A 13,792-nucleotide genomic window follows, 5' to 3' on the forward strand; every position below is an offset into this window, starting at 1 on the left:
GTTATTTCTTTTTTACTAAACTCATCCACCCCAAACCGATCATAATCCAGACAATTTCCCTAATTCGTGTCACAACACCCATAAAAATACCGACTTTCGCAGGTAATCCTATACTCATCACAGCCATTGCTAACCCACCTTCCCGCGTTCCCAATTGCATTGGAAAGAAAAAAACAAGATTGGCAAATAAGGAAGATCCCGAGCTAATGATCATGGCATCAATAAAATCAATATTGATATCTAAGGCTAAACCAATAAAATAAATCTCAAAACAGCCCACAACACGTGCTACAAATTCCCAAAAGAGGGCTTTATAGAAACGATCGCGACGATTTTGAAAGAGGTTTTTCACCTGCTGATCGACGTCATTCAACGTTTCAAACTTCGTCTCCAGTAAATGACCAACTTTCTTGCCTACCAAAGGTAGTTTAGACAAAGCCTTCAATAGTGAAACCGTAATTCCCTTCTTATAAAACTTCGTAAATAGCCAAGTACAAATGATAGCCATCACAAAAATCACAGCACAGGCCACATCAACCATTGTACTTGCCGGGACGAACCAAAGAATTAGAAAAACAGAGGCTACCCAAAATAAAATATGCGACAAAATGTGCATGACACCGTATAACAGCACGGAAGAGCCTGCCTTCGAACTACCGACATAGTTTTTAAGCTCCATAATACGATAAGGCTCACCACCTAACGCAACAAAGGGCGTTATATAATTAATGGCATACCCCGATATTGTCAACTGTAAGACCTTCCAAAAGGGTACGTCCGTCTGTGGCAATTCGGGTTCCTGAATAATTGCCTTAAATGCCATTGCGTTCATCCAGTAGAGTACTGCCCAGCTACCGAGGACGGGCAAAAACCACCAGCCAATTTTTTCGAGGTTGTTCCAAATCTCATCAATTCCCATTGCTTGAATCATATAGGCCAGTGTACCTATACCGATTAGCATAAAGAGTACTTTATAGATCTTACTACCCATAGGTTGGATCATTTGTTAATTTATCAACAAAATAACCACTCACCTTTTCTTGTCGGTTACACATGTATATCAATATCGGATTTAGGACAAACATGTCAAAGAAAAAGTAAATCCAAGGCTGACCGATAAACAACCAAACAAATAGGAAAATCACTCGTGTATTGAACTGTACAATATTTGTATACTTCATCAATGGTTTATTCTGAGCTCTAAAATCGACCATCAGTTGTTTCGGTAATTCATCTTTATACCGATTTTTAACAATATGCAGCAGTTTTTGCAATTTTGGAGAAAGTTTTTCCTGGTTACGTGTATAGCCCATGTAGCCATTCAACACAAATTTGCTGAAAAAATTCTTGCGCCAAGACAACGCATCATAGTCAACTCTCAAATCACGTGTATTGTCCAGCTCACTTCCAGCTTTACCTTTTATAAAATACAAATGTACATTACGATAATAATCAGCCATTGCCGACTGAAGCATATGCGATACACCTGCAAGTACACAGAATACCCATAGCCATTGTGGCCATCCTTCATTAATACTGCGTAAACAGATCGCAATATGAATAGAAGCAAACCAAAAATCTCCAGCAAAACCATCCAAAATACGACCGAAGCGACTTTTATTGTCCGTCATTCTTGCCAGCTGTCCATCAGCACTATCTAAAGAATTGGCAAAAACCAATAAAAGCATGCCAATCACATTAATCCATAATGCAGGATAATAGAATAAAATACCCGCCGCAACGCCAAAGAAAATACTAATAATTGTCACAGCGTTGGGTGTAATACCGATTTTAGCACAGACTTGGGCGATGCGATAACCTATAGGTCGATAAAACCAAATATCAATTCGCTCTTCTGTATCATTAGATTTTAAAGATTGTTCGAATGCACTCAAATTATCTTCTTCGATTACATTAACTTGTTCTTTCTGCATTGTGGTTCTTTTCAGTAAATTTATGGTAAACCATTTGAGCAATGGCCTCAGCGGCCTCTGCCCGACATGGCGCAAAACTTGGCCAGTCATTTAAGTCAATAATATGGAAGTCTCCATTTGCATCAATAATCACATCGCCGCCGTAGATATGTACATCCAGGACCTCAGCAGCACGATTAGCAACTTCTTTTAGATTGTCGAGATCAAAAGGAAAATGTACGACTTCGTCATTAATTTGTTCATACAAATCATATTTGTGATGATTGTGTTCATATGGGTAGAAATAAAAGAAGAAATCCGTTCCCCGCACTGCATAAAACTTGAGTAAGTCTCCGGCAAGATGTTCAGAAATCACAGCCTCTTTAATCCCACGAAGTGCATATTCATTCAAGATATGTTGCGCTTCTTTCAGACTAGCAGCAAAGGTAACATCTTCCTTATGAATCGCATGAAAATCGCCACGCTTGATCCATACACCCTTTCCTTTCAGTTTTTCGAAAATAGATTGAATATCTGCAACGGTAGAGATCACGATACTCTTCGGATAAGGAACTCCACCTTCTAAAAGCTTAAGGGTCATATTTTTCCGAAAGCAATTTTCAATTCCAAATCCTGAATTCAAAACATTGATCCCATTATTTTGAAGAGATTGCAACTTTTTCACTAAAGTCTTCGTTCTCCCCATAGTCAGAATATTATCCTGCTTCACGGATGGTGAAGACAAAAATTCATCTTCATTACACACCTCCACCGAAGCACCTTTTTCAGTCAGTTTTAAAACTACTTCATTAAATATAGCGGCATCATTCCCCACATGGTTGGGTGAAAAGCGATTTTTTCGAGTTACGCCTAAAATAGAAATCATATCGCTCATTTTACTAACTAACCTCCTCACTCAAAAATTGTTCTGCGACGACACGATCTTTTAAATGATCAATATCGACTACCTTGTCAAATACAAATGCTTCTACTTGTAAATCGTTTTCCAATAAAGCACGCTGAAAATTACGCATTCTGGAATTACCTGCTTCAACGGAGCTTAATGCACAATCCATAGCTGCTTTTCGGAAGCAATAAATTCCGCCAGAAACATACTTCGTTTCTGCGGTCGCTGTATCCAAAAAAGCTTCCACCCGAAGCTGTGAATTTGTGTTCACATAGAGTGGACTCTCATCGTCGACAAAAGGCGTGACTGCCATAAAAGCATCTGCATGTTGATGTTGCTGAAATGCTTCCAAATAGGTATGAAATTCGTGTGGTCTAAAAACCGTATCTGTTGTTGTCAGACAACAGGACGACCAATCGGGGTTATTTTTGACAAGCAAGGCAAAACTATGCAATGAACTTGCAGTATCTTCCTCTATTAGCACAATAGATAATTCAAACGTTGTTTTTTCCAAAAACAATTTCAGCTCCGGAGATTGTTTATTGATGATAACATGAACTCTTTGCGCCCCTTCTTTAACAAACACGCGAATCAATCGCTCAATTAATGGAACTCCATGTAATGGTAGCAAGGGTTTCGGTAAATTAAATCCCTCTTTTCGCAATCGAGAACCTTCTCCCGCCGCTATAATTGCAAATTCCATTTCTTTTAATTGCAAAATAAAATCATTTATAAAAAAGCAAAACCCCCGTCACTATCTCAGCGTTCGTAAGCGCAAAAGTCTACAGAGGGTTATATCACAAATCTTCAATATCGTAAAGATTTTGAAGAAAAAGGGGAAAAACTGTTTTTAAACAATTGTTTCCCCTCTCTTATTAAGGTAGTTTATTGAATACTATCTACTAGCTCCTGGTAATAATCCAATCCCAAATGTGTGATTAAATCTTCACCCATAATGTGACGCAATGTATTTTGCAATTTCATCAATTGTTTGAAGATATCGTGTTCAGGAGGTAATCCCGGAGCTGTTTGAGGAGATTTCAAGTAAAATGATAACCACTCTTGAATACCCGACATACCCGCACGTTGAGCCAAATCAATAAACAAAGCCAAATCCAACGCAACCGGAGCTGCTAAAATTGAATCGCGACACAAGAAATTGATCTTAATCTGCATTTTGTAACCCAACCAACCGAAGATATCGATGTTATCCCAAGATTCTTTATTATCGCCGTGTGGAGGATAATAGTTGATACGTACTTTATGGTAAAGATCACCGTATAACTCAGGGTTCTTTTTCGCATCCAGAATTTCTTCCAATACCGATAATTTAGAGACCTCTTTTGTTTTGAAATTTTCAGGATCATCTAATACTAATCCATCCCGGTTACCTAAGATATTCGTCGAAAACCAACCTTCAACACCCAAAGCTCTCGCTTGAAGACCAGGTGCAACAATTGTTTTCATCAATGTTTGACCTGTTTTAAAATCTTTACCTGCAATTGCCACACCGTTTTCATGCGCCAACTCAACAATAGCTGGAACGTCACATGTTAAATTTGGTGCACCATTTACATACGGAGCTCCCTCTTTCAATGCCGCATAACAATAGATCATGCTTGGTGGAATGCGTTGATCATCATTGTCTAATGCTTCCTCTAATTTAGCTAAAGTTGAAAAAGCTTCGTTTGTTTCAATATAACGCTCAGTAGATCCACACCATACCAATACAACACGATCTAATCCGTTTTTCTCTTTAAATTCACGAATATCACGTTGCACGGCATCTGCCAATTCACGGCGAGTTTTTTCAGATTTGATGTGCGTTCCGTCCAAATTTTTCACAAAATTACGGTCAAACACAGCTTTCATTGGTTGGATTGCCTCCAATTCGGCCTTAACAGCATCCAATTGGCCTTGCTCCAATACCTGTGCTTTTGATGCAGCCTCGTATACGTTATCCTCATATACGTCCCATCCACCAAAAACAACATCTTCCAATTTTGCTAAAGGGACGAAATCTTTAATTAATGGATTTCTGTTCTCAGTGCGTTTACCCAGACGGATTCTGCTCAATTGAGAAACAGATCCGATTGGTTTTGAAAAACCTTTGTTTATAGATGCCACACCAGCGATTAATGTTGTAGCCACAGCACCTAATCCCGGAATAAGAATACCCAATTTTCCATTGGCATCTTTCACTTGTTGTCCCATATTAATTCTATATACTTAAATTGTTATTTAATTGATGTATTATGATAAAATAATTCTTAAAATTAGCTTAAAAAAACATATTTCATACCACCGCCCACTTAATTTATAAAATCGTGACAAATACCAATACAAACCCCATTCGAAACCTAAAGAAATAATCTGAAAATGAATTATTATTTAGTGTTCTACTAATCCATCTGATTGAAATTTAACGTTTTTAGCTAAAGCTGTTAACCCAAAAAATAATTCTCCTTAATTTTACTCAATATATTAAGATTCGAAAACTAATCCAAATTCCATCCAAAAAAAGTTTTTCTTTCTTAAAAATTGGTCAATTTTTCTTTTTCTATTCGCTATAAATATGACAATAAAATTGGAAAATGGTTTTGGTAGCACTAACTTTAGCCTAAAATCTAAATACAGGCAATGAATCTATCGTTCAATTTATAAACGAACAGCTGTTGATCCGCTCATTGTAGCTGGAGAAATGGTCTGCCAAACGATAACGCGATGACAAATTTAATTGTATCGCATAGCGCCTAAGGTGCATAAGAGTATCCATAGCATTGCAAAAACTGAAACCAAGTGTAAAATTATAATTTACACCAAAGAATGTACTGAACAAATAATTATCTGAATGAAAAATACAATTTCGTGCCTAACTTTAGCGCTTTTAAGCGCAAGCCAGTTACATGCTCAAACAGCTGCCGACTCGGCTTATGTTAGAGATCATTATGAAAAGACCGAAGTAGCAATCCCCATGCGAGATGGGAAAAAATTATTTACTGCGATCTACAGTCCAAAAGACAAATCCAAGAAATATCCAGTTTTGCTCAATAGAACGCCCTACACGGTTTCTCCTTATGGACAGAACGAATACAAAAAAAGCTTGGGAAACTTTCCCCAAATGATGCATGATGGCTATATTTTCGTTTACCAGGATGTCCGTGGCAAGTGGATGAGCGAAGGTGATTTTGAAGATATACGTCCGACCACGTACAGCAAAGATAAAAAAGCAATCGATGAAAGTACGGATACCTATGATGCGCTTGAATGGTTACAAAAAAATCTCAAAAACTATAATGGCAAAGCCGGGCTCTATGGGATTTCCTATCCAGGATTCTATTCTACCGTCGGATTGGTCAAAACACACCCGAGCTTGAAGGCAGTCTCCCCACAGGCTCCCGTAACAGACTGGTATATCGGCGACGACTTCCACCATAATGGCGTATTGTTTCTTCAGGATGCATTTACATTCATGTCAACCTTTGGTGTCCCTCGTCCAAAACCCATTACACCGGATCAATTTAAGGGCAAAATTCAGATTAAAGAAGCCGATAAATATAACTTTTTTGCAGAAGCAGGAACAGCACGGGAACTCAAAGAAAAATACTTTGGTGACTCCGTACAATTTTGGAATGACCTGTTTAAACATCCCGACTATGATGATTTTTGGAAATCGCGTGTGATCACCAATTCTTTACAGGAGGTAAAACCAGCTGTGATGGTGGTTGGTGGTTTCTTTGACGCGGAAGATGCTTATGGAACATTTAAGACCTACCGATCGATTGAGGATAAAAGCAAAAAAAACAACTCGATTTTAGTCGCGGGACCTTGGTATCATGGCGGCTGGGTTCGTGCAGAAGGAAACTATTTAGGTGATATCCAATTTGAGAAAAAAACCAGTATTACTTATCAGGAACAATTTGAACAACCGTTTTTCAAATATTACCTAAAAGATGAAGGAAACTTCGCCCCTTCCGAAGCTAACATTTTTGTCTCAGGCAGCAACGAATGGAAACATTTCGAACAATGGCCGCCAAAAAATGTAGAGACAAAAAAACTATACTTCCAACCTCAGGGGAAACTTGGATTTGACAAAGTTCAACGTACAGACTCCTGGGATGAATATGTAACAGACCCTAATAAACCTGTTCCGCATCAAGGTGGGTTAATTCAAAACCGAACACGGGAGTATATGGTAGATGATCAACGTTTCGCGGCTAGTCGCCCTGATGTCATGGTTTATGAAACAGAACCGTTGACCGAGGACCTGACGATAGTAGGCCCAATCAAAAACTTTCTCAAAGTCTCTTCAACAGGCACAGACGCGGACTATGTTGTCAAACTGATTGATGTATACCCGAACGATGCTGCAAGTTATCAAGGAAAAACAATGGCTGGATATCAAATGATGGTACGTGGTGAGATCATGGCGGGGAAATACCGAAATGGTTTCGATAAAGCGCAGGCCTTGACTCCAGGTATGGTCGAAAAGGTGAATTTTGAAATGCCAGACGTTGCGCATACCTTCAAAAAAGGACATCGCATTATGGTTCAGGTACAAAACTCATGGTTTCCGCTGGCAGAACGAAATCCACAGGTATTTTTACCGTCTTATACAGCCACCAAAGCTGATTTCCGTAAAGCTACCCAACGTATTTTTCACGATGTGAACAATGCCACATACATCGAATTTTCTGTCCTCAAAGATTAACAGGTAAATTCGAAAGCCAGCGCTTAAGAGCTAACTGAAAAAGGCTACATCAGCTAAACACCTATGCCTGATGTAGCCTTATCTTTAATCTTCCGCTACATACTTATCTTCGCCGGCCTTCCATCCTGCAAACAATAAAAGTACGATACTCCCCGCCAAAAAGTAGAACGAGTAATTCCAGGTAGCATCTATTTCGTGCAGCCTACCAAAGACCGGCGGACCAAAAGCCGCAATAAAATAGCCAACAGACTGCGCCATGCCCGATATTTTGATCGCATTTGCCGTTGATCTAGCTCGCAGGGTAAAGAAGAGAATAGACAAACTGAAAGACAGTCCATTGGAAAGTCCCAACAATATGGCGGCAACATAAATTCCCTGAAGCTTGTAATGCCAGAATATAAAGATACTTCCAAGCATGCCTATCGCAACAGCAGTTGCCATTAAACGTTGATCCTTCATCCGATGAGCCAAAATAGGTCCGATGAACATAATGGGAATCATGGCAATTTGGATCAAAAACAGCAACCAGCCCGTATCCTCCTTTGGCATACCATAATCGACCAATACTTTGGGCAACCAAGAAATCAAGCTGTAGTAAATCAGGGACTGAATACCCATGAATAGGCTGATATACCAGGCCAATCTAGACTTAAAGATATGCCCGATTCCACTTGCCGCTTGTCTATTTTCAGTAGTACCTTGAGCTTTCTTTCGGCCTAAACCATCAAAAAAAACAACAATAAGGGATAACAAGGCTAAGATCACCCAAACACCCAGTGAGCCTTGCCACCCAAGACCGGTCCATTCACCCAATCGTAAACTAAAACCCGAAGCGAAAGCAGCAGTGAGATTCATTGCTACCGCAAAAATCCCTGTCATCAGCCCAATCTGCTTTGGAAAACTGGTTTTTATATAACCAGGTGTAACGACATTGCCCACACAGATCCCAAGTCCAATTAAAAAAGATCCCACAAACAGCGTTGGCATATTGCCCCAGACCCGAAGCACAATCCCAACACTCAATAGCATTAAACCAAACAATAAAAAACGATGCATGCCCAGTTTATGCGAATATCGACTTACTGCGACAGAACAGCTCGCAAACATAAAAAGGGGAATTGCCGTCAATAGGCTGCTTTGAAAGCTATTTAATTGTAAATCTTCACTGATTTGCCCCAGTACAGGGCCAACGGCTGTAATTGGCGACCGCAGATTGGTTGAGACCATAACAACAACTAATATGGATAACCAGGTCCAAGAAATAGCTGTGGATACTTTTATATTTTTTTTCATAATAAAATCGCGCTATACATGTAATGATCGTTCGCAAAGATATACCTGAAATTTTAATTAAATTTGCCATTAATTTAATTTAAAACGACATGGATCAAACAAATCATACATTGACAATTGAACGCATTCAGAAATCAACCTTTGTCTGGTTTGAAGAAAACTGGATACACGACAACGAGCTGCACAGTCATCGCAAAGGCCAGTTGATTTATGTCGAACAGGGTTTTCAATACCTTACCGTCGCAGGAAAAATGTATTTACTCCCCCAAAATCACGTTGCCTGGATTCCCTCTGGTGCATTACATAAAACCAACTCCCACTCTGAGCGCATCAAGCTTATGGTACTTTTTTTTGATACTCCACAATTTGACAGCGCACAAGACCAGTTGTTTTTCAGTCAGGTGCAGCTATTTTCTGCGCCTAAAGTATTACGGGAAATGATTTTGTATTGTGAAAAATGGTCGAAATTGATTGAAGCAGATAAACATGAAAAAGTTTTCTTGGGTGCTTTACTCCATGAACTGCCCTATTTCGCCGCACAATTGCTCCAACTTGGGATCACCCTTCCTCAGGAGAATAGACTTCAAGCCGTCTTAAATCACCTACATGACCATTACACAGAAGCCTGCACCTTAGACGAGATTGCCCTGTTGTCCAATCTTTCGCTCCGAACTATTGAGCGCCTTTTTAAAAAGGAAACCGGAATGACACTTGCAAAATATCAGCAGTTACTCCGCATTATCAAGAGTTTGGAACTTCTTAGCACAAAACAATTCACCATCTCCCAAATTGCATATAAAGTCGGTTATAAAAGCGTACAAGCGTTTACCAATAGCTTTTATGCTGTAATGAAATATAGACCTTCGAGCTTCATGGTGGACTAGTTTCAGCACAGCTACAGGCAACTTGTAGCTGAACAGCCACAAAATCCAGAACGTTTTAAAAAAATAGTAATGAATAGTTGCACAGGTGTAATATTTACACTATCTTTGTATCATCATAATTTAGGTTTATAATTGGTTATTTAAGGTTTTCATTCTCCCCGTTTGAAAACCTTTTTTTTTCACCGCCCCTCAAATCATTTCACCGCTCTACAAACGTAATAAATCCCCCCTACACCCAAACAAAAGCAGCAGATAGCATGTTCTAAAAAATAGCATTCAAATTAATTCTAAAAAATTAAAGAAATTCTTTAACAATACTGTATTTTTAACAAATATATTCAGATCAGAAAGGTCACACGAATAGAAATGAGTTCAAATATTGAAAAAATAATCTAAACATATATGGCAGAACATGGGGATTTGCAAATCGCAATACTAATCGATGCGGATAATGTATCTTATCGAAAGATCGAAGAGATTTTGAATGAAGTCAAAAGATACGGGATTCCAACCATCAAACGCATCTACGGAGACTGGACCAACCATTATGTTGAAAAATGGAAGGACAAACTTCTTACCCACGCGATTACCCCCATACAACAATACAGTTATACCCAAGGCAAAAATTCTACTGATTCCGCATTAATTATTGACGCCATGGATATTCTGCATTCAGACAGAGTGGGCGGATTTTGTATTGTATCGAGCGACAGCGACTTCACCCGCTTGGCCACGCGCCTCCGGGAATCAGGCAAACTTGTAATCGGTATAGGTGAGAAAAAGACACCTAAACCCTTTATCGCCTCTTGTGACAAGTTTATCTATGTGGAAATTTTCGAAAAAAATCAAAAGAAAGAAATAGTCATAAAGAAAAAACAGCTAATTCAACCCAAATCTGCCCCGGTTGACAACCCGGCAAGTATAGCGGTACTGGATGAAGACACCCTAGAACTTTTAAAAGACACTGTCGATGATACAGCTGATGAAAATGGCTGGGCTTTCCTAGGTGAAATCGGAAGTCTTTTCAATAAAAGGAAACCTGATTTTGATGCGCGAAATTACGGATACGACAAGATGTCCCACCTTTTTAAAGCCTACAAGGAAGATTTTGAAATTGAAGAGCGGAACACCGACAAATCCCGCATAAAACACTATTATATCCGTAATATCATTAAACGTCCTTTATCGGCTGTCGCACCTACTCCGCCGATAGAAACTACGAACAAAATTATTCCGGCCGTGGCTGTAAATACAACTGAAAAACCAGCGAATCAAAACAACAGAAAAAAAGGAAGACAGGAGAAAAAACATCAAGATAAAACAGTCCCTCTAACAACAGAAAAAGAGGTTACGCAAAGCGCAGAGTCACAGGAACAAAAAACAGAAACGACAGCCCCAGCAGCAGCTATTTTACCAACAAGCATGCTGTTTCCTTCTGAAGGCAACAAGATTACTGCAGATGATGTAAAAAAGTCACAAATAAGAATCACAAAAGAATTCAAACCTTTATTTCCGACCAAATCCCAAAAATTAAGGATTATGATCAATGCTGGAGAATACGAATGTAATTTTACCTATCGGGGCAGAGGTTTTCACGTCCTCAAATTAGGAAAAGAAGCGGCCACCCAACTAGGACTCATCGAGGGGATCCAAATACAAATTGTCAGACTAAACGAGGTTAGCTTTAGTCTCCAGAATAAATCTGCATAGATTTCAGTTCGCAAATCCCCTTAACTACTTAGGCGATAGGACAACAACACATTTTCCTATCGCCTAATAAAAGAATAAAAACAGTACGCTTGACTAGCTTTCCAGACTTTGTAAGATCATCTTCCCCAACCGGATAAGATCTTTGGATTCAAATCAATTTGCCCACATCATGAGCGCATATCAAGCACCCTTTTCAAAAGACTTATTATATCCCCTACTTCTTCCCTGTAACAGTAATTAGTAGACAAACGCCAATTGCTCGTCTATTGTCCCTTCATTGAATCACAGATTCAAAAATCGTCTATAATCTGTACGCAAAAAAATGGAAAATCCAACTTCTTTGTGCATAGCACAAGGTATTACGATTTTATTATCATCTTATCTTTTAACAGCGGGATAACTAGGGGATAACAGGGGGTTAACAGGGGGTTAGCAGGGGTAAATCCCTGTTAACCCCCTGTTATTACCTTGCAAAAGTAGTGTAACAGCGTTATTAATGAGGAATCTGATAGGAGATTGGGAATAAGCTAAATTCCACCATTGAAAATAAAAGCGATAAAAAAACGGCCAGGAGTGCTTCCGTGGCCGTCATATTCGGTCTTCGTCATATTCGGTCTTATTTACCATAAGCTGCCTGCTTATCGTATTAGAATAACACGACAAGGGTTAGCGTCTTCCTGCAAATTCCATCGTAAAGTGGTAGTTCTCATCGATTGCCATTGGCTTGCGATCTACTTTACGAAAGTCGCGTGCTTCTTCAGTCCATAGAAAAGGATAAAACGAAAAAACTTGATTACCAGTCAAGGATTTGACGTCTTCACTCCAGTCTTTCCATTTAAATGTTTCATAAAACTGTCTGATATCCCCTTTCAAAGCCCAAAAAACAAAGTCCGAATAGCCACATTCCAAACTTTCCCATTGCAAGGTATCTTGAGCAAAATAATAGACCTGTCCAATAGCATCTCCCAGAGCGCCGGCATTGATGGCAAAATAACCACCCAAAACATCGTCAGCTATAAGAAGAAATCCTCCTTTTTCGCCTTCCTTGTCAAAACTCTTGCCCTTATTCCACTCCATAATTCCACGGTTCAACTTTGGCGAACCGGAGCCTAAAATCCGCAGCCAGCCACCATCGATTAGTATACCACCGCTCCGATGAATAATGGCTCCCATCGGAGATTTTGTCGTAATTTGTGCCCTTAAAAGTTCCTCATCGGCCCGCTTAGGGTTTTGAGGAAGCACTTCATATGAATTTGTCGCTTCCTTCAACCAGCCCTCAACCAGCTTCCATCCCGAATTACTTGTATCAATCAGTTCTTTTAGACTTTTCATTTCTTGTGCTTTTATATGCCCTGGTCAACTATCCTCCAACCGACCGGGAGACTTCCTGTTTCTATCAATTTTGCCGAAATTACCACAATTCTTTATCGCATCCAAATTACAGCCTGCACAAGAACGTATCGAAAAAAAATATTCATCGAAAACATGAACATAAAGATTAGGAACCTTGCATCTATTTTAAGTAATTTTAGATTATGCAACATGAATTAGAAAAACTCAGATACCCCATAGGTCGTTTCGCGATACCCGATGTAATTGACAGCTCCCTGTTGAATGACTGGATCAAGACAATTGCAGATTTTCCGGCTCGGTTAAAATCCGAAGTCGGCGACCTTACGAACAGTGCGCTAGAGAAGCGTTACCGTCCTGACGGCTGGACGATACGTCAGGTCGTTCACCATTGTGCCGACAGCCATATGAATAGCTTTGTCCGCTTCAAATTGGCCCTAACGGAAGAAGATCCAACCATTAAATTATATGAAGAAAAATTGTGGGCCGAACTTCCCGACGCCAAAATAATTCCCATAGAAAGTTCGGTAAAATTGCTTGAAGGTCTACATGAACGTTGGGTCATACTGCTGAAAAGCCTTTCAGCTGAACAACTTGAAAGGGGATTTATTCACCCTGTTACCAAAAGACTAATTTCTTTAAAGGTCAATATAGGCCTGTATGCATGGCATTGTAACCACCACCTCATGCATATTGTCAACGCCAAAAACCATTGATGGAATTAAATAGCACAATGAACCTTTGACTGGCAGTCAAAAGATCATTGTGCTAAATTCACTTTATTGCCTTCACTTTACGACAATGACATCGCCCACAAAAAGGCCAGCAATCCTGCAATCAGGAGTCCAATAAGGCCCGACAGAAAAAACGACAGAAAATAATACCCCGCGGTTCGTGTTTTCTTCTTTACGATATGAACAATACCTACCGTTAACGTATAAATCGTTCCAAATCCAAAAAAAACAATCATGATCAAGTCGATCAGAATGCCACTAAAATCAATATTTGCTGATGATAACATGAT

Annotated in this window: 12 protein-coding genes; 4 read left to right on the forward strand and 8 right to left on the reverse strand. The window is 39.4% G+C overall.

Annotated features, from left to right (window positions below; translation table 11 throughout):
* Window position 1: 1 nt before the first annotated feature.
* From OK025_RS25115 to OK025_RS25135, 5 genes are all read right to left on the reverse strand, one after another.
* Complete coding sequence (locus OK025_RS25115; protein ID WP_317667476.1) at window positions 2-991, reverse strand: lysylphosphatidylglycerol synthase transmembrane domain-containing protein; 990 nt, start codon at window positions 989-991, stop codon at window positions 2-4.
* The gene (locus OK025_RS25120) at window positions 984-1,934 is read right to left on the reverse strand and encodes a CDP-alcohol phosphatidyltransferase family protein (protein ID WP_317667477.1); all 951 of its coding nucleotides are present in this window, start codon (window positions 1,932-1,934) and stop codon (window positions 984-986) included. Before OK025_RS25120 ends, OK025_RS25115 begins: the two co-directional genes overlap by 8 nt.
* On the reverse strand, window positions 1,915-2,808 hold the full coding sequence (locus OK025_RS25125) for a hypothetical protein (protein ID WP_120334741.1): 894 nt from the start codon (window positions 2,806-2,808) through the stop codon (window positions 1,915-1,917). Before OK025_RS25125 ends, OK025_RS25120 begins: the two co-directional genes overlap by 20 nt.
* A 4-nt stretch (window positions 2,809-2,812) precedes the next feature.
* Entirely contained in the window at window positions 2,813-3,523 is a 711-nt protein-coding gene (locus tag OK025_RS25130; protein ID WP_317667479.1) for an NDP-sugar synthase, read from the reverse strand.
* Between the two features lie 182 nt (window positions 3,524-3,705).
* The gene (locus tag OK025_RS25135; RefSeq protein ID WP_046675789.1) at window positions 3,706-5,034 is read right to left on the reverse strand and encodes an inositol-3-phosphate synthase; all 1,329 of its coding nucleotides are present in this window, start codon (window positions 5,032-5,034) and stop codon (window positions 3,706-3,708) included.
* A 637-nt stretch (window positions 5,035-5,671) separates the two neighbouring features.
* Between OK025_RS25135 and OK025_RS25140 the strand changes: the two genes are divergently transcribed.
* Window positions 5,672-7,531 carry a CocE/NonD family hydrolase gene (locus OK025_RS25140; protein WP_317667480.1) on the forward strand — a complete coding sequence of 620 codons (1,860 nt, stop codon included), beginning with the start codon at window positions 5,672-5,674 and terminating at the stop codon, window positions 7,529-7,531.
* Between the two features lie 84 nt (window positions 7,532-7,615).
* Here the strand turns inward: OK025_RS25140 and OK025_RS25145 are convergent, their stop codons facing one another.
* Window positions 7,616-8,824, reverse strand: a complete 1,209-nt coding sequence (locus tag OK025_RS25145) for an MFS transporter (protein ID WP_317667481.1) — start codon at window positions 8,822-8,824, stop codon at window positions 7,616-7,618.
* A gap of 89 nt (window positions 8,825-8,913) precedes the next feature.
* Between OK025_RS25145 and OK025_RS25150 the strand changes: the two genes are divergently transcribed.
* A complete protein-coding gene (locus OK025_RS25150; protein WP_317667483.1) occupies window positions 8,914-9,708 on the forward strand; it encodes an AraC family transcriptional regulator in 795 nt (264 codons plus the stop codon).
* 402 nt (window positions 9,709-10,110) lie between these two features.
* Window positions 10,111-11,418 carry an NYN domain-containing protein gene (locus OK025_RS25155; RefSeq protein ID WP_317667484.1) on the forward strand — a complete coding sequence of 436 codons (1,308 nt, stop codon included), beginning with the start codon at window positions 10,111-10,113 and terminating at the stop codon, window positions 11,416-11,418.
* Window positions 11,419-12,084: 666 nt separating this feature from the next.
* Here OK025_RS25155 and OK025_RS25160 read toward each other — a convergent pair.
* On the reverse strand, window positions 12,085-12,750 hold the full coding sequence (locus tag OK025_RS25160) for a DUF2625 domain-containing protein (RefSeq protein ID WP_317667485.1): 666 nt from the start codon (window positions 12,748-12,750) through the stop codon (window positions 12,085-12,087).
* Between the two features lie 203 nt (window positions 12,751-12,953).
* On the opposite strand from OK025_RS25160, the gene OK025_RS25165 reads away from it, so the two are divergent.
* Complete coding sequence (locus OK025_RS25165; protein ID WP_317667486.1) at window positions 12,954-13,484, forward strand: YfiT family bacillithiol transferase; 531 nt, start codon at window positions 12,954-12,956, stop codon at window positions 13,482-13,484.
* 77 nt (window positions 13,485-13,561) lie between these two features.
* On the opposite strand, the gene OK025_RS25170 is transcribed toward OK025_RS25165, so the two are convergent.
* A complete protein-coding gene (locus tag OK025_RS25170; RefSeq protein WP_120334747.1) occupies window positions 13,562-13,789 on the reverse strand; it encodes a hypothetical protein in 228 nt (75 codons plus the stop codon).
* Window positions 13,790-13,792 lie beyond the last annotated feature (3 nt).

Source organism: Sphingobacterium sp. UGAL515B_05 (assembly GCF_033097525.1).
Lineage (GTDB): Bacteria > Bacteroidota > Bacteroidia > Sphingobacteriales > Sphingobacteriaceae > Sphingobacterium.